This window comes from Bradyrhizobium sp. B097, assembly GCF_038957035.1.
Lineage (GTDB): Bacteria > Pseudomonadota > Alphaproteobacteria > Rhizobiales > Xanthobacteraceae > Bradyrhizobium.
Map to the genome: position 1 here is coordinate 5,880,784 of NZ_CP152412.1, position 17,564 is coordinate 5,898,347.

Consider the following 17,564-nt stretch of genomic DNA (forward strand, 5'->3'; position numbering starts at 1 on the left):
ATCGTCCGAACCAAGAACGATCAGGGAGACGATGCCGATGCTGAATACCGCTACGAAGTCCGAGGCACCGGGCACCGAGCAGGAACTAACCGATGGCTTCCACCTCGTCATCGATGCGCTCAAGCTCAACGGCATCGACACCGTCTATGGCGTGCCGGGGATCCCGATCACGGACCTGGGCCGCATGGCCCAGGCGGCGGGCATTCGCGTGCTCTCGTTCCGCCACGAGCAGAATGCCGGCTATGCGGCCTCGATCGCCGGCTTTCTGACCAAGCGCCCCGGCGTCTGCCTCACGGTGTCGGCGCCCGGCTTCCTCAACGGCCTCACGGCGCTTGCCCACGCCACCACCAACTGCTTCCCGATGATCCTGATCTCGGGCTCGTCCGAGCGCGAGATCGTCGACCTGCAGCAGGGCGACTATGAGGAGATGGACCAGCTCGCGATCGCCAAGCCGCTCTGCAAGGCGGCGTTCCGCGTGCTGCACGCCCAGGACATCGGCATCGGCCTTGCGCGCGCGATCCGCGCCGCGGTGTCGGGCCGTCCAGGCGGCGTCTATCTCGATTTGCCCGCAAAGCTGTTCGGCCAGGTCATGGACGCGGCGGCCGGCGAGAAGTCGCTGGTCAAGGTGATCGATGCTGCGCCGGCGCAGATCCCTGCCCCGTCGGCCGTCAAGCGCGCGCTCGACGTGCTGAAGAACGCAAAACGTCCGCTGATCATCCTTGGCAAGGGCGCGGCCTATGCGCAGGCCGACGAGGCGATCAGGAATTTTGTCGAGAAGAGCGGCGTGCCTTTCCTGCCGATGAGCATGGCCAAGGGCCTCTTGCCCGATCTGCATCCGCAATGCGCGGGTGCGGCGCGCTCGACCGTGCTGAAGGATGCCGACGTCGTCATGCTGATCGGCGCCCGCCTCAACTGGCTGCTGTCGCACGGCAAGGGCAAGACCTGGGGTGAGGCTCCGAAGAAGTTCATCCAGGTCGACATCGAGCCGAAGGAAATGGATTCCAACGTCGAGATCGTCGCCCCCGTGGTCGGCGACATCGGCTCCTGCGTGTCCGCGTTCCTCGACGCCATGGGCGCCAACTGGTCGGCCGCGCCGAGCGACTGGCTTGCCACCGTGGCGAAGAAGCGCGACGACAACGTCGCCAAGATGGCGCCGAAGCTGATGAGCAACGCCTCGCCGATGGATTATCACGGCGCGCTCGGCGCGCTGCGCACGATCATCGCGGAACGTCCGGACACCATCTTCGTCAACGAAGGCGCCAACACGCTCGACCTCGCCCGCGGCGTCGTCGACATGCACAAGCCGCGCAAGCGGCTCGACGTCGGCACCTGGGGCGTGATGGGCATCGGCATGGGCTATTCGATCGCGGCCGCGGTCGAGACCGGCCTGCCCGTGCTCGCGGTCGAAGGCGACAGCGCGTTCGGCTTCTCCGGCATGGAGGTCGAGACCATCTGCCGCTACAAGCTGCCGATCTGCGTCGTGATCTTCAACAATGACGGCATCTATCGCGGCACCGACGTCAACAGCGCGGGCGAGGATCCGGCGACCACCGTGTTCGTCAAGGGCTCGCGCTACGACAAGATGATGGAAGCCTTCGGCGGCGTCGGCGTCAACGCCACCTCGCCCGACGAGCTGAAGCGCGCGGTCAATGCGGCGCTGGATTCCGGCAAGCCGACCTTGATCAACGCGGTGATCGACCCTGCGGCGGGCTCGGAGAGCGGCCGCATCGGCAACCTCAATCCTCAGAGCGTTCTGAAGAAAAAGTAAGCAGTCCCCTTCAACCCATCACTCCCTGCGGGTGCAGGGGCAGACCAGAGTACGGAGCATAATATTATGACCAAGGCGCTCAAGGGCGTTCGCATTCTCGATTTCACCCACGTCCAGTCGGGTCCGACCTGCACGCAATTGCTGGCCTGGTTCGGCGCCGACGTGATCAAGGTCGAGCGTCCCGGCGTCGGCGACATTACGCGCGGCCAGCTGCAGGACATCCCGAACGTGGACAGCCTGTATTTCACCATGCTGAACCACAACAAGCGCTCGATCACGCTCGACACCAAGAACCCGAAGGGCAAGGAAGTGCTGACCGCGCTGATCAAGCAGTGCGACGTGCTGGTCGAGAATTTCGGTCCCGGCGTGCTCGATCGCATGGGCTTCCCCTGGGAGAAGATACACAGCATCAACCCGAAGATGATCGTCGCCTCGATCAAGGGTTTCGGCCCCGGCCCGTATGAGGATTGCAAGGTCTACGAGAACGTCGCGCAGTGCACCGGCGGCGCAGCCTCGACCACCGGCTTTCGCGACGGCCTGCCGCTGGTCACCGGCGCCCAGATCGGCGACAGCGGCACCGGGTTGCACCTCGCGCTCGGCATCGTCACCGCGCTCTACCAGCGCACCCATTCCGGCAAGGGCCAGCGCGTCACCGCGGCGATGCAGGACGGCGTGCTCAACCTTGCGCGCGTCAAGCTGCGCGACCAGCAGCGCCTCGCCCACGGCCCGCTGAAGGAATACAGCCAGTTCGGCGAAGGCATTCCGTTCGGCGATGCCGTGCCGCGTGCCGGCAACGATTCCGGCGGCGGCCAGCCCGGCCGCATCGTCAAGTGCAAGGGCTGGGAGACCGATCCCAACGCTTACCTCTACTTCATCACCCAGGCGCCGGTCTGGGAGAAGATCTGCGACGTGATCGGCGAACCCGGCTGGAAGACCCATCCCGACTACGCCAAGCCGCCGGCCCGGCTGTCGCGGCTGAACGAAATCTTCGCCCGCATCGAGCAGTGGACGATGACCAAGACCAAGTTCGAGGCGATGGAGATCCTCAACAAGGACGACATCCCCTGCGGCCCGATCCTTTCGATGAAGGAGATCATCGAGGACCAGTCGCTGCGCGCGACCGGCACCGTGGTCGAGGTCGATCATCCGACCCGCGGCAAGTACATCTCGGTCGGCAACCCGATCAAGCTGTCGGATTCGCCGAGCGAAGTCGCCCGCTCGCCGCTGCTGGGCGAACACACCGACGAGATCCTGCGCGAGGTGCTCGGCTTCAGCGATCACCAGGTCGCCGATATCCACGACTCCGGCGCCCTCGATCCGCCGCGCAAGCAGGCGGCCGAGTAGCGGCTGCACTCGATAGAAATCGACAAATGGCCGCGGGCGACCGCGGCCATTTTTCGTCGGCCGGTCGTCTGCTCTCCGCGTCAATGGCGGACGTCAATGAGATCGACGTCCATGTCCGCAAAGGGCCCAATGGCGGACATGCGGACTATCATTTTCGTTTCGCCAATGGTTTTGCGAGCTCACGGGCGCTGTCGATGAACAGCTGCGAAACCGGGCTGAGTGCGCGGTCTTTGAGGGTCACGATGCCGTTTGGTCGACGGGCCATTGGCAATTCAACAGGCAAGGCCTTGAGCGCCGAGCCCGTGGCAAGAAATCTCAATGCCGAAGCGGGGAAGACCGTGATAAAGCGCCCGGTTTCCAGAAGGCTGACCCGCATATGAGGTGAATCCGTGACCACCGTCGCGCGAGGATAATCAAGCCCGCTGGCGCGAAAGGCTTCCATGATGACTGATCCGATCACGCTTTCGGGCGGCGGCAATACCCACCGCTCCGCCGCCAGATCGGAGATCTCGATCTTGCGCCGTCGAGCCCATGGATTACCTGCACCCGCTGCTACGACATAGCGATCCTCAAAAAGAAACTCGAAATCCAACCGCTTGTCGGTATTCGGGCCGATGCTTCGCACGATCAGTAGATCAACCTTGCGTTCGCTCAGTTGTCGGTGCAGCGGCTCGATGTAACCGGTCACCAGATGAAATGCGATCCGCGGATAGCGCCGCGAGAGCCGATCGATGAGCGCGGAAACAAAGCTTGCCGCCAAGAATGCGGTGCTGCCAATCCGCACTTCCCCAGCCGTCGGCTCGACCAGGAATTCGATGTGCTTCACGCCCTGACGTAGATCGTCGAAGACGATCGCTGCGCAATCGAGCAAGGCGCGGCCGCATTCGGTCGGCTCAACTCCTCGCTGGTGGCGGTTGAGCAGGCGGACGCCGAGCGTCTGCTCAAGATCGCCGATTGCTCTCGAGACATTTGGCTGAGTGGTATTCAAGATCAACGCCGCCTTGCCCATGCTGCCGGCCTGCACCACCGTCGTAAGCACGTGCAGGTCCTGCAGCTTCAGCCGGCTTCCGATTCGATCGCTCATCTGCATGGGTCGCCCATTTCCAGTTTGAGATGATGCCATCAGACAATAGCCTTATGCAGGTATGACGGCATCAAGTAAGTTGGGACGCTCAGCAGAACATCGCGCGAATGCGGGACGGGAGAGCGAGCTAGTGACACATTCCCGACGGCAGCTTCTCCACCTTGCAGCAAGTGCTGCCGCGCTCGCTGCGCTGCCAGGGTTGTCGTGGGCTCATGCTTATCCGTCGCGGCCGGTGCGCATCATCGTCGGCTTTGCTGCCGGCGGCCCGAACGACATCCTCGCGCGTTTGATCGGCAATTGGCTGTCGGAACGGCTCGAACAGCCATTCGTCGTCGAGAACCGGCCCGGCGCCGGCAGCAATATCGCCACTGAGGCGGTCGTGCGTGCGCCTCCGGACGGTCACACGCTGCTCCTGGTCGGTACGCCAAACGCGATCAATGCGACGCTTTACGACAATCTCAACTTCAATTTCATCCGCGACATCGCACCGATTGCGGGCTTGGTCCGGGGTGCCCTTGTCATGGTGGTCCATCCCTCGGTTCCGGCCAAGACACTTCCCGAGTTCATCGCCTATGCCAAGGCTCACCCGGGCAAGCTCTCCTACGGTTCCGGCGGCGTCGGCGGGATCACGCACATCACCGCCGAGCAATTCAAGCAGGAGGCCGGCGGCCTCGACATTGTGCATGTACCCTATCGCGGCGTGGCGCCCGCGCTCACCGATCTGCTCGGCGGGCAGGTCCAGATACTCTTTACAAACCTCGCCCTGTTGATCGGATATATCGAGACCGGCAAGCTGCGCGCGCTCGCAATGACTACGGCGACACGCTCGGAGGCGCTGCCAGAGATCCCGGCCATCGGCGAGTTCGTCCCGGGCTATGAGGCAAGCTCGGTGTTTGGCCTCGGCGCGCCCAGGAACACGCCCACCGAGATCATCGACAAGCTCAGCAACGAGATCAACGCCGCGCTCGCCGATCCCGGGTTCAAGGCGCGACTTGCTCACCTGGACGGCACCGCGCTTGGCGGCTCGCCCGCCGATTTCGGCAAGCTCATCGCGGAGGAAACCGAAAAATGGCGCAAGGTGATCCGGCTGGCCAATATCAAGCCGGAATGAGATTGACCGCCACATATTGCGCAGAATTGGAGAGAGTTCACATGCAGCGGCTCAACGCCACGGACCGGACGTATGACGTTGAACGTCGCGTCCATCACGCTGTTCGGCCCGGTTTCCGCATCGCCGAGATCCAGATCGGTCCGACCCAAACGATACCGGCATTACCACACGGAAGCGCAGGATACGTTCTACGTCATCAACGGAACGATACGTGTTTCTACGCGCGAGCCCGAAGAGGAGGTGTGCCTGACGGTCGGCATGACCTATTCCGTTCGTCCGGGACGTCCTCACCTTGTCGCTAACGCCGGTGCCATCTCAGCCGTCTTTCTGGTCCTGCAGGGAATGGGCGAGCACGATTTTGTCCCGCTCATCTGATGACGAGCGGCTCGCCGCGCCGTCCAAGGTCGAGAAGCGGACAACCCATTCAGCTTTTGCGACGAAGCAGCCTGTTCAATGACGGCGTCGGCACCGTCGGGCAAATGCCCACGATGGTGCGACCGGTCAACTTCTGCGCACAGCGTCGGTCGTGCTTGACGCCAAGGATACGCCGGATGATCGCGCTGATCTCGGCGGCGCAAGATCCTGGATAAAGTCTCTCAGCGCCTCGGTATCGAACGGCTTGCGGAGTATTCTCAGGCTTGGCGGAGCTGCTTTTGCGGCATCGCTGTAACCGGTTGTGAGGGCTATGGGCAAACCGGGGTACCGCGACCGAACTTCCCTCGCGAGCCCGACGCCATCGATTGTCCCTGGCATGACGATATCGCTGAAGACGAGATCGATCTTCGTACCGGTATCGAGCAGTTTCAATGCCGCTTCGGCCGAGTCTCGGTAGATGGTTTCATAACCCAGATGCTCGAACAGCGATGATGTCACATCCGCCACTTCGGGGCTGTCGTCGACCACGAGAACCGTCTGCCGCGGCGGCTGCCTTGGTCTTGCCCGGGCAGCGGCGAGCTCTTTGCTGGTGATCTGCTCGTCCACACAGGACGGCAGATAGATTGTAATTGTTGTTCCCTGTCCGACCTTGCTATCCGCCGTCACGGTTCCGCCCGCCTGGTGCGCAAAACCATAAACCTGGGACAAGCCGAGCCCGGTCCCTTTGCCGACCTCCTTGGTCGTGAAAAACGGATCGAACATCTTGGACAGAAGATTTGGCGGAATACCAGTGCCGGTATCGCCAAGTGTGATCGCAAAGAAGGCCTTCCCACGGCGATCGCCGCCGGTTTCCTGATTTGCGGTGACCGCGTGGACGGACAACGTGAATGTGCCGCCGCTTGTCATTGCATCTCGCGCATTGACGGCGATGTTGACGATCGCAAGCTCCAGCTCGGCGAGGTCAACCTTGACCGGTGAAACGCCGTCGCCAACGTTCTCGTTGTACACGATGTTCCCGCGCAGCGAGCTCTCAATCATGGTCCGCATGTTCTTGATGGACGCATTCAGATCAACGACCGTCGGGCTGAGATGCTGGTGACGAGAGAATGTCAACAATTGGCGCGTGAGACTTTCGCCGCGTTTGGCCGCGGTTTGTATGGCTTCGATGGCCTTTGGCAGTTTTGGATCAAGCAGGCGTTGAAATATCTGGGCACTGCCTCCGATGATCATCAATAAATTGTTGAAGTCGTGCGCGATCCCGCCGGTCAGCTTGCCGATTGCCTCCATCTTCTGAGACATCGCGAGCTGTTCGCGCGCCTGGACCAGCTTCTCCTCCGCGTCGCGCCGCTCCGTCGCGTCGCGCAGGATACTGATAAAACCGATCAGATTTCCTGCGTCATCACGGCTCGAAGAGACTGAGCCTGTGATGAAAAACGGCGTACCATTCTTTCTGATACGCCAACCCTCTACGTCGTACTTGCCGCTTTCGATTGCCGACTCCAGCGCATGTGTCGGTGAACCCGCGCGGCGTTCATCCGGCCGATAGAATATCCCGAAGTGCTTGCCTATGATTTCTTCCGAGGTGTAGCCGATGATCTTTTGAGCGGTGCTATTCCAGCTCGTCACGTGTCCTTCTCGATCAAGCGCAAAGATTGCATAGTCGACAACGCCTTCGATAAGGGTCTGGAAGTGCCGACGAATGTTGTCGAGCGCCAAAGCTTTCCGTTCAAGCTGACTGTTCAGCTGGTCCTGGACGGAAAGCAAATGGGCTTCCCTGGCCTGACGCGTCGCGCTTGCCGCGGCCAGGGCAAGCGGAGGCGCCGACACGATGATCGAAAGCACGAACAAGGATAACAGCGCCCCGTTCGGATCGATTTTCGAAAATGGATCGTTCCCCACCGAGAACCCCCACACGGCCGTTCCGATGAAAATCAACGCGGCCGTCGCCACGGTGCATCGATCGCCGCGCAGACCGGCCCAGATCAAGGGCAGCAGAACCAGAAAGCCCAGAAGGCTCCGATGCGGCAGCAACACGTCGAGGCCGTTGCTGACGAGATCGCTACCGATCAGCGGACTGTAAGCAGCGAGCCCGATGATACCAGCGAGGGCAGCGACCGTGATCCATTCCAACAGAGTCCATTTGGAAGCCATGCGTAGGGGCATCGTCGCCCAGAGCACGATGACCGGAGCAATCACCAGGGCCCCGGCAGCGTCCGCGAGCCACCAAGTCAACCCGGCGACGACGGAATCGGAGAAGCTCGATTCGTTGGCGAGCGTGAATCCGGCCAAGGCGATGGCTGAACTGATGATCGTGGTCGGCGCAAAGCAAATGATTGCAAACTTTGCGACACCGGATGGTGTGGCAAACGTCTGCCGACCGTTCGACCAGCGGCCGATCAGCCATGTCCCGGCACATGCGGCAAGGAGGCTGCCGATCCCGGCGGCGCCGATCTCCAGGAGCGATCGGTCGGCCATGAGGTAAGGTGAGAGAGCCCCTACCAGGATCGCGGGCCAGATCCGGTAGCCGCGCAGCAGGACCAGCGCGAGCGCAAGCCCGGTTGGTGGCCATAGCGGTGTCGCGGCTGGATTTATTGCGGGAAGCAATCGCGCGGATTCGGCAAGGCCAGCATAAATCGCGGCAACTACCAGGATTTCGACCGCGTAGATCGCAACGCTCCGAGCGTCGCCAAAAGCGAAAATCCTGGCCTTGGCGAAGCTTGCCCTTTCCATCGCGAGCCTTTGCAGTGGGCATCTCAACAATGCGGACGCAGTTTTGACCAAAACATGGCCGCACGATCGTGAGTAGAGAGGCGCTAGCCAACTTCGGAACGAGGGGCCATCGGGCAGCACCATTGACCTAACAGCGATGGTACACTACGCGCGGCAGTATGCGGAATACGAATCGGTCCGATCCCGCCGCGTGTCGGTGAGATCATCAGCAATCATTTTCCCTGTTGGCGCAAGAACTCTCGCTGTCGCTCCCATGACCGCTTCGGGTTAAGAGCTGGCGTGAGGCTCAATTACTCCGCTCGCTTCCAAATCACGTCGACTACGTCTCCAGCCGGAGGACGAACGGTCAGCGTCAGTCGGTCTCCCGCAATCGCAACGAAGCGCTTCTGATCGGTGCCATTCCAGTTTGGAAAGGAACTGCCTTCGACGTTGATTGCGATGCTGCTATCTGCCTCGTTTATTGAATACGTTCCGAAGTAGGTTATCGTGCCGTCGGCCGTTTCTTTGTTTTCCTCAGGGGTGCCTTGCCACAAGGCATTGCTCGCGTATTTGGCTCGATCTGGTCGCATCACCGTGATGATGTAGCGCCCACCCGCATCAAAGAAGGCGATGCCCCTCGGGCTGGTCCCATAACGCTCGACCTTGGTGCCGTCGCTTTTCTTCTGCTCCCACGAAAGCAGCGTCCAAGTGCCCACCAATTGCTCTTTGAACGATGTCTGGCCCAGCGCGTCGAATGTCATCATGAACGATCCAAAAGCCGCAATGGCGCATGCGGCAAGAGCCACTCGCAAATTCATTGTTCTCTTCCAAGGAGAAGGATTGATAGCGTCGATCGAGCACTGCGATCCCCGGACGTTTTACCACGCTCGGTCGAAGCACGAAAGACAAGGTCGGCATGTCCGTTGAACGGGCGCATCCCGCCAAGTGTCACGACGATGCTTCGCGATCGATCCTGCTGTGGATCAGCCGCCCTCGCCGCCTTCGGCCTCACCCTCATCGCCCGGCACATATTCCAGAATGTCGCCCGGCCGACAGTCCAGTTCGCGGCAGATCGCCGACAGCGTCGAGAAGCGCATCGCCTTCGCCTTGCCGGTTTTCAGGATCGACAGGTTCTGGATCGAGATGCCGATCGCCTCCGCGAGGTCTCCGAGGCGGCGCTTGCGCTTTGCGAGCATGACATCGAGGTTCACCACGATGGGCACCAGCATTCACCTCAGATCGTGAGCTCGTTTTCGGACTGCAGCAGGATGGCGTGCTCGATGACGAACTTCAGCGCCATCAGGAAAACGCCGCCTGCGATGGTGCCGACGTCGACGCCGTAGCTCGGCAGGAAGAACTTGATGTCGCCGAGCTTGTACAAGGCATAGGCGACCGCGTTGGTGGTGATCGTATCGACAAACGGCCAGACCACCAGGAAGATCCCCATCCACCACACACCCTGCAAGGTTTCCGACACGAAGATTCGCCCGTTGGCGAATCGGTTCACCATGCGATGAAGGATGCCGATCAGCACGGCATAAAACGATACCCCAAGCGCGAACAGCGCCCAGAACAGCATCTGCCCCTTGGCCGACATGGCGAGCGGGTCGGCGACGATGGCCGCGCATTTCGCCTGCTCGCCGGTGAGGCTTTCGGCGATCGCGCCCGCGGCAGTCGTGGTGCGGTAATAGGCCAGCCACAGCACGACCGGCAGCGCGGCCCAGATCACCCAGAAAGCCCGATCGAGCCGGCGAAACCAAAGCTGGCGCTGCTCGCGAACCGATTTCCTCATCACATCCATCCGATAATTTTTTGCCCGTACAGGCCGTTACGGCCGGGTCGCATCATGCTGCGGTAATGTTGTTGACTCAACCTTAAACGTGATTTATTTCATGTTTATCATGAAATTTTTCATGAAGAAGGTGGATGATGACGTTACCCCCAGATATTGACGGCCTTGCCAGCGCCATGAAACAGCTGATCCGCGCTCACCTCACGCGCCGCCTGATCGTGGCAGCGTTCCACATTCCGCTGCTCGGCAGCGCCGCCGATGCCGCCAAAGCCAATGACAAGGCCAACGATCCGGCCGGCGTCTGGCTGACCCAGTCCGGTGACGCCAGGATCAAGGTCCAGCGCTGCGGCAGCGCGCTATGCGGTCGCGTCGTCTGGCTGAAGGAGCCGACCGACAAGGCCACCGGCAAGCCGCAGCGCGACGACAAGAATGCCGATCCCGCGCAGCGGACCCGGCCGGTGATAGGCATCTCGCTGTTCATCAACATGCAGCCCGCAGGCCCGAACAAATGGGCCGGCAGGATCTACAACGCCGATGACGGCAAGACCTATGAGAGCTCGGTGACGCTGGTGTCGTCGGGCACGCTGAACGTTCGCGGCTGCATGGGAACGCTGTGCGCGGGCGAAGACTGGACGCGGTGAAGGGATCTGGCCCCGACCCTTCATCGGCCAAGAAGAAAAGCAAACCCAGTCACTCAAGGCCGCCCCGTCAGGCGGCCTTCTTTGTGACGGCAGCGACGACGTCGGTCGGCCACATTGAAATGCACCGCGCAGGAACGGCACGATTCCCGGGCTTGGGGAAGCCCCGCGCTGGCGTGGATTTGTCCGTCGCTTCAATGCGCTCCCCTTCAATCTGGGATGCCAACCCACCCATCTTGTTGCGTTGCACAATCTGCCATGCTGCTATGCAAACAAGCCCGTTGTCTCTGGCATCTGGTATACATAATTTGGCTGCAGATGATGAGCCGGCCCGTTGCTGGCCCTCCAGCCAAAGGGGACACCAATGTCCAAGACCACTGCCCTCACGCTCGCGCCCTCCTCCACCCTGTTCGGCCGCCTGATCGCCTCGATCGACCGCCTGCTGATGAAGAGCGCTGAGATCTCCAACCGCAATGGCGACCTGCCGCACTTCGGCCTCTGAGGCTAGATGATTCCGCGCGCGCGGCACCGAGATCGTTTCGTCGCAAGATGCGACCTGACATTGAACCTTCGACCAATGGCCCCGATTTTCGGGGCCATTTTTTTGCGCCCTGAATTACTCTCACTGCGGTGACCGCCTTCAGTGCTCTGCGGCATATGCGCACGCAACCTCTGCGACAGCTTGAACCTTGGCATATCAAATACCAAGATGACCGAGCCGCGCCACAAGCAGAATGACCAAGCGCGCACTGGGAGGATCAATGTCGGACATGGTTCAGGCAACTGCGGCCCCGGCGGCCGCGCGGGTCAGCGATACCTATCGCTGGACGCAACTTGCGATCGGCGTCGCCGCGATGGTGATGATCGCAAACTATCAATACGGGTGGACGTTCTTCGTCCCCGACATCCAGAAGAAGTTCGGATGGGATCGGGCATCGATCCAGTGGGCCTTTACGCTGTTTGTGCTGTTCGAGACCTGGCTGGTGCCGGTCGAGGGCTGGTTCGTCGATAAATACGGTCCGCGCCTCGTCGTGCTGATCGGCGGCATCCTCTGCGCGATCGGGTGGGCGATCAACGCGCAGGCGACCTCGCTGAACGGCTACTATCTCGGCATGATCATCGCCGGCATCGGCGCTGGCGGCGTCTACGGCACCTGCGTCGGCAACGCGCTGAAATGGTTTCCCGACAAGCGCGGACTTGCGGCGGGCATCACCGCAGCCGGCTTCGGCGCGGGCTCCGCACTCACGGTCGCGCCGATCCAGGCGATGATCAAGGACTCCGGCTTCCAGACCACCTTCCTCTATTTCGGTCTCGGCCAGGGCATCATCATCGTGCTGCTCGCCTTCTTCCTGCTCGCGCCGAAGGCCGGACAGGTGCCGGCCGTCGTCGCGAATGCCAACATCATCCAGACCCGGCGCAACTATCAGCCGACCGAAGTGCTGCGGCAGCCGATCTTCTGGCTGATGTACTTCATGTTCGTGATCGTCGGCGCCGGCGGCTTGATGGTGACGGCGAACCTGAAGCCGATCGCGGTCGACTGGAAGGTCGACAGCGTGCCGGTCACGCTGATGGCGGTGACGATGACGGCGGTGACCTTCGCGGCCACCATCGACCGCGTCCTCAACGGTCTGACGCGTCCGTTCTTCGGCTGGATCTCCGACATGATCGGCCGCGAGAACACGATGTTCGTCGCCTTCGGCATGGAAGGCATCGGCATCTGGATGCTCTACCTGTGGGGCCACGACCCGGTGTGGTTCGTGCTGCTCTCGGGCTTCGTGTTCTTCGCCTGGGGCGAGATCTATTCGCTGTTCCCGTCGACCTGCACCGACACGTTCGGCGCCAAGTTCGCGACGACGAATGCGGGCCTGCTCTACACCGCGAAAGGCACCGCCGCATTGTTGGTGCCGATCGCCAACTACATGCAGCAGTCGTCGGGCCATTGGGACAACGTGTTCATCATCGCAGCCGGGGCCAACATCCTTGCCTCGCTGCTCGCGATCGCCGTGCTCAAGCCGTGGCGGAAAATCGTGGTCGAGAAATCGGCGGCGATGGCTTAAGCAACGCGCCACGCTTCTACTGACGAAAGCGCCCGGCCAACGCCGGGCGTTTTCATTTTTCGGCGTCCGTTATGGGCTCGAATCCGAGGCTGAACCGGCGCGTCGTATGCCAGTTTTGCTGCAACGCAGCAGAAAGATGGGCTTGCTTTCTGGAATATAGTATACCAACCTCCGGCCAAGCGCTTGCGACGATACGCCACAAGAATTGCGACACTGGGTCACAACAAGACCAGGCGCGCTCGGGAGGATTTGATGGTTTCCAGCAATGCTGCCGTAACACAAGCACAACCTTCGTCCAGTGGCTTCCGCTGGCTGCAGCTCGTCATGGGCATCGTCTGCATGGCGATGATCGCGAACCTGCAATATGGCTGGACGCTGTTCGTCGACCCGATCGACGGCGCGCATCACTGGGGCCGCGCGGCGATCCAGTTCGCCTTCACGATCTTCGTGGTGACGGAGACCTGGCTGGTGCCGGTCGAAGCCTGGTTCGTCGACAAATACGGCCCGCGGATCGTCATCATGTTCGGCGGCGTCATGATCACGCTGTCCTGGGTGCTGAACTCCTACGCTGACTCACTCACTTTGCTCTACGCCGCGGCTGTGATCGGCGGCATCGGCGCCGGCTCGGTGTACGGCACCTGCGTCGGCAATGCGCTGAAATGGTTTCCCGATCGCCGCGGCCTCGCCGCCGGCGCAACCGCCGCGGGCTTCGGCGCCGGCGCGGCGCTGACCGTGGTGCCGATCGCCAACATGATCGCCTCGAGCGGCTATCAGACCGCGTTCTTCGATTTCGGCATCGGGCAAGGCCTGATCGTGTTCCTGCTCGCCTTCTTCATCCAGAAGCCTGCGGTCACGATCCCGCCGAAGAAGAAGCAGCTCAATCTGCCGCAGACCAAGATCGACTTCACGCCGCCGCAGGTGCTGCGCAGCCCGATCTTCTGGGTGATGTATCTGGTGTTCGTGATGGTCGCCTCCGGCGGCCTGATGGCGGCGGCGCAGATCGCGCCGATCGCGCACGACTACAAGATCGCCAACACGCCGGTCTCGCTCGCCGGCTTCCAGATGGCCGCGCTGACCTTTGCGATCTCGCTCGACCGCATCTTCGACGGGTTCGGACGGCCGTTCTTCGGCTGGGTCTCCGACAATATCGGCCGCGAACACACCATGTTCATCGCGTTTGGTACCGGCGCGCTGATGCTGCTGACGCTGTCGACCTGGGGCCATAACCCGCTGGTGTTCGTGCTGGCGACCGCGGTCTATTTCGGCGTGTTCGGCGAGATCTACTCGCTGTTCCCGGCGACCTGCGGCGACACCTTCGGCTCGAAGTTCGCGACCACCAACAACGGCATGCTTTACACCGCGAAGGGCACCGCCGCGCTGTTGGTGCCGGCCGCCAGCATCGTTGCCGCCAGCTATGGCTGGCAGGCGGTGTTCGTGATCGCGGTCGCGCTCAACGCCACCGCGGCGCTGATGGCGCTGTTCGTGATCAAGCCGATGCGCCGCGCCTTCATCAACGGCAACGAGGCTGCCGCCGCAGCCGAGACAGCGACGAATGCCAAGACAGCCTGAAATGTCGGCCTGAAATGTCGGCCGGATTTGACGGCCCGAGTTCGGGACGTCCCGCCGAACTGATGGAGGCGCATTTCGGTGCGCCTCTTTCGTTTTGGGAAGCACAGGGATGCCAGATGCCAGATACGCCAAGCGCGGCAGATGGCCAGCCCGCGCACACCAGGTCACAATCGTCTGAAACGTCAGCGACTCTGCCTATTTCGGCGGTTTCCTGGTGATAGATTTCCGCAGCGGCCACGTTGACAATTGGCATTTTGTATACCAGAATCCTGTCAACGATAACCAAGGAGGTTGCCATGCAAGTCGGAGATATCCTGCGCAAGAAGACCCCTCGCGTTGCCACGGTTCGCATGAACGAGACGGTGGCGATCGCCGCGCAACTGATGCGCGCCAGCAATATCAGCGCGCTCGTGGTCAAGGATGTCGTTCGCACCGAGGGCAACACCGCCGTCGGCATGTTCACCGAGCGCGACGTGGTGCGCGCGATTGCCGAGCACGGCGCAGCCGGCGCCAGCATGAAGGTCTCGCAATTGGTCTCGGTGCAGCAGCTGGTGTCGTGCACCTCGAGCGACACGCTCGAGCACATCCGTCATCTCATGACCAAACACCACATTCGCCACGTGCCCGTGATCGACGATTACAGCCTGATCGGCGTCGTCAGCATGCGCGACATCGCGGCCGCGTTCGACGAGGAAACCTCTGCATCGAAGAAGGACGCGGTGCCGGCGTAACAGGCATCTCGCTTTTCATTGCTCTCGGCCAGGCGCTGCGTGCCGATCACCAGCGCCTGCCGCAATAACTTAAAACTCCGCCCTCGCCTGACCTGCGCGCCCCGTCATTTCCGCATGGGCGCGCCGCAGGTCGCCGGTAGACATTTGCCGGACAGGACTGCATCCTTCCCTCGACATCCAAAAACAACACCGTGCGCGGCCGTCCGCGTCGCGGAAAATTCTGATGGAAACGAGGGCAGAATGATCAAGACACGCTTCACCGAAATGTTCGGCGTCGACCACCCGATCGTGCAGGGCGGCATGCAATGGGTCGGGCGCGCGGAGCTGGTTGCCGCCGTCGCCAATGCCGGCGCGCTCGGCATGATCACCGCGCTGACGCAGCCGACGCCGGACGATCTGCGCAAGGAAATCGCGCGCTGCCGCGAAATGACCGACAAGCCGTTCGGCGTGAACCTGACCATTCTGCCCGCGATCAAGCCGCCGCCTTATGCCGAATACCGCCAGGTCATCATCGAGAGCGGCATCAAGATCGTCGAGACCGCCGGCAACAAGCCGCAGGAACATGTCGACGAGTTCAAGAGGCACGGCATCAAGGTGCTGCACAAATGCACCAGCGTGCGCCACGCGCTGTCCGCCGAGCGCATGGGCGCCGACGCGATCTCGATCGACGGCTTTGAATGCGCCGGACACCCCGGCGAGGACGACACCCCCGGCCTGATCCTGATTCCGGCCGCCGCCGACAAGGTGAAGATCCCGATGATCGCCTCGGGCGGCTTCGGCGATGCCCGCGGCCTCGTCGCAGCGCTGGCGCTCGGCGCCGAAGGCATCAACATGGGCACGCGCTTCATGTGCACCAAGGAAAGCCCGATCCATCAGCTGGTGAAGGAACGCATCGTCGCCAATGACGAGCGCGAGACCGAGCTGATCTTCCGCACCATGCGCAACACCTCGCGCGTCGCCAAGAATGCGATCTCGACCAAGGTCGTGCAGATGGAGAAGGAAGGCGCCAAGTTCGAGGACGTGCGCGAGCTCGTCGCCGGCGCCCGCGGCAAGATGGTCTACGCGACCGGCGATGCCGACGAAGGCATCTGGTCGGCCGGCCAGGTGCAGGGCCTGATCCACGACATTCCGTCCTGCGCCGAACTGATCTCGCGCATCGTGAGCGAGGCGGAAGCGATCATCCGCGAGCGTCTGGACCGCATGACATCGGTCGGCAAGCGCCAGGCCGCGGAGTAAGCATCGAGTAGTGATCCGTCACCCTGAGGTGGCCGCTCTTCAGCGGCCCTCGAAGGGTCGACGGCCACCGGCCGGGCCGTTCATCCTTCGAGGCTCGCAAGAGCTCGCACCTCAGGATGACGGAACTCAGAGTGATCTCGAATTCTACGACACAACGAGAAGAAGCCCATGAAAGCCTATGTGTACGGAGCCAACGGCCCTGAAATCACCGACGTTGCGAAGCCCGTGCCGAAGGGCACGCAGGTGCTGGTCAAGGTTCACGCCTGCGGGCTGAACCGCGCCGATCTCGGCATGACCAAGGGCCACGCCCACGGCGCGGCCGGCGGCGTCGGCACCGTGCTCGGCATGGAATGGGCCGGCGAGGTCGCCGAGCTCGGCCCCGATGCCCGGGGTGTCAAGGTCGGCGACAAGATCATGGGCTCGGGCGGCGCGGCGTTCGCCGAGTACACGCTCGCCGATCACGGCCGGCTGTTTCGCGCGCCATCGAACATGAACTTCGACGAGGCGGCCACCCTGCCCGTCGCGCTCGCCACCATGCACAATGCCGTCGTCACCAATGGCGCACTGCAGGCGGGCCAGACCGTGCTGATCCAGGGCGCGAGCTCCGGCGTCGGCCTGATGGCGATGCAGATCGCGAAGCTGACGGGCGCCAAGCTCGTGGTGGGATCCTCGACCGATGCGATGCGCCGCGGGCGCTTAAAGGAATTCGGTGCCGATCTCGCGGTGGACTCGAAGGATCCCGGCTGGGTCGATCAGGTGTTGCAGGCAACCGGCGGCGAAGGCGTCGATCTGATCGTCGATCAGATCTCCGGACCCGTCGCAAACCAGAACCTCAAGGCGACCAAGGTCAAGGGCCGCATCGTCAATGTCGGCCGGCTCGGCGGCACCCACGCCGATTTCAACTTCGACCTGCATGCGGCGCGCCGCATCCAGTACATCGGCGTCACCTTCCGCACCCGCTCGATCGAGGAGATCCGCGATATCTTCGACGAGGTGCGCAAGGACATCTGGCCCGCGGTCGAGGCGCGCAAGCTGCAGCTGCCGATCGACCAGGTCTACAAATTCGCCGACATCGGCAAGGCGTTCGAACACATGGAAGCCAACAAGCACCTCGGCAAGATCGTGGTGACGTTGTAGCGACGCACACTGC

At 62.1% G+C, this 17,564-nt stretch carries 16 protein-coding genes; 11 read left to right on the top strand and 5 right to left on the bottom strand.

Annotation, left to right across the window (positions count from 1 at the left end; translation table 11 throughout):
* Positions 1-37: 37 nt before the first annotated feature.
* Together oxc and frc are read left to right on the top strand one after the other, a co-directional pair.
* Positions 38-1,768, top strand: coding sequence for an oxalyl-CoA decarboxylase (oxc, locus tag AAFG07_RS27535; protein ID WP_342722952.1), 1,731 nt, complete (start codon positions 38-40; stop codon positions 1,766-1,768).
* Between the two features lie 66 nt (positions 1,769-1,834).
* Positions 1,835-3,112 (top strand): formyl-CoA transferase, encoded by a 1,278-nt coding sequence (gene frc / locus AAFG07_RS27540; RefSeq protein WP_342722953.1) that lies wholly within the window; start codon positions 1,835-1,837, stop codon positions 3,110-3,112.
* A gap of 148 nt (positions 3,113-3,260) precedes the next feature.
* Here the strand turns inward: frc and AAFG07_RS27545 are convergent, their stop codons facing one another.
* Positions 3,261-4,202, bottom strand: a complete 942-nt coding sequence (locus AAFG07_RS27545; RefSeq protein WP_342722954.1) for a LysR family transcriptional regulator — start codon at positions 4,200-4,202, stop codon at positions 3,261-3,263.
* A gap of 124 nt (positions 4,203-4,326) precedes the next feature.
* Here AAFG07_RS27545 and AAFG07_RS27550 point away from each other — a divergent pair, with 124 nt between their 5' ends.
* Complete coding sequence (locus tag AAFG07_RS27550; protein WP_342722955.1) at positions 4,327-5,307, top strand: tripartite tricarboxylate transporter substrate binding protein; 981 nt, start codon at positions 4,327-4,329, stop codon at positions 5,305-5,307.
* A gap of 72 nt (positions 5,308-5,379) precedes the next feature.
* Positions 5,380-5,682: a cupin domain-containing protein gene (locus tag AAFG07_RS27555; protein WP_342722956.1), complete on the top strand. Its 303-nt coding sequence runs from the start codon at positions 5,380-5,382 to the stop codon at positions 5,680-5,682.
* 126 nt (positions 5,683-5,808) lie between these two features.
* Here the strand turns inward: AAFG07_RS27555 and AAFG07_RS27560 are convergent, their stop codons facing one another.
* From AAFG07_RS27560 to AAFG07_RS27575, 4 genes are all read right to left on the bottom strand, one after another.
* On the bottom strand, positions 5,809-8,412 hold the full coding sequence (locus tag AAFG07_RS27560) for an MASE1 domain-containing protein (RefSeq protein WP_342722957.1): 2,604 nt from the start codon (positions 8,410-8,412) through the stop codon (positions 5,809-5,811).
* A gap of 290 nt (positions 8,413-8,702) precedes the next feature.
* Positions 8,703-9,209 (bottom strand): lipocalin-like domain-containing protein, encoded by a 507-nt coding sequence (locus AAFG07_RS27565; protein ID WP_342722958.1) that lies wholly within the window; start codon positions 9,207-9,209, stop codon positions 8,703-8,705.
* A 165-nt stretch (positions 9,210-9,374) separates the two neighbouring features.
* Entirely contained in the window at positions 9,375-9,620 is a 246-nt protein-coding gene (locus AAFG07_RS27570; RefSeq protein ID WP_298367685.1) for a helix-turn-helix transcriptional regulator, read from the bottom strand.
* Between the two features lie 5 nt (positions 9,621-9,625).
* On the bottom strand, positions 9,626-10,183 hold the full coding sequence (locus AAFG07_RS27575; protein ID WP_342722959.1) for a DUF2975 domain-containing protein: 558 nt from the start codon (positions 10,181-10,183) through the stop codon (positions 9,626-9,628).
* Between the two features lie 134 nt (positions 10,184-10,317).
* Here AAFG07_RS27575 and AAFG07_RS27580 point away from each other — a divergent pair, with 134 nt between their 5' ends.
* From AAFG07_RS27580 to AAFG07_RS27610, 7 genes are all read left to right on the top strand, one after another.
* Positions 10,318-10,824 (top strand): DUF2147 domain-containing protein, encoded by a 507-nt coding sequence (locus AAFG07_RS27580; RefSeq protein ID WP_342722960.1) that lies wholly within the window; start codon positions 10,318-10,320, stop codon positions 10,822-10,824.
* Between the two features lie 361 nt (positions 10,825-11,185).
* On the top strand, positions 11,186-11,323 hold the full coding sequence (locus AAFG07_RS27585; RefSeq protein WP_342722961.1) for a hypothetical protein: 138 nt from the start codon (positions 11,186-11,188) through the stop codon (positions 11,321-11,323).
* A gap of 259 nt (positions 11,324-11,582) precedes the next feature.
* On the top strand, positions 11,583-12,878 hold the full coding sequence (gene oxlT, locus AAFG07_RS27590; RefSeq protein WP_342722963.1) for an oxalate/formate MFS antiporter: 1,296 nt from the start codon (positions 11,583-11,585) through the stop codon (positions 12,876-12,878).
* Positions 12,879-13,130: 252 nt separating this feature from the next.
* On the top strand, positions 13,131-14,447 hold the full coding sequence (oxlT, locus tag AAFG07_RS27595; protein ID WP_212310983.1) for an oxalate/formate MFS antiporter: 1,317 nt from the start codon (positions 13,131-13,133) through the stop codon (positions 14,445-14,447).
* A 296-nt stretch (positions 14,448-14,743) separates the two neighbouring features.
* Positions 14,744-15,178, top strand: a complete 435-nt coding sequence (locus tag AAFG07_RS27600; protein WP_212310984.1) for a CBS domain-containing protein — start codon at positions 14,744-14,746, stop codon at positions 15,176-15,178.
* Positions 15,179-15,418: 240 nt separating this feature from the next.
* Positions 15,419-16,414 (top strand): nitronate monooxygenase family protein, encoded by a 996-nt coding sequence (locus AAFG07_RS27605; RefSeq protein WP_342722964.1) that lies wholly within the window; start codon positions 15,419-15,421, stop codon positions 16,412-16,414.
* 168 nt (positions 16,415-16,582) lie between these two features.
* The gene (locus tag AAFG07_RS27610; protein ID WP_342722965.1) at positions 16,583-17,551 is read left to right on the top strand and encodes a zinc-binding dehydrogenase; all 969 of its coding nucleotides are present in this window, start codon (positions 16,583-16,585) and stop codon (positions 17,549-17,551) included.
* The last annotated feature ends 13 nt before the right edge of the window (positions 17,552-17,564 follow it).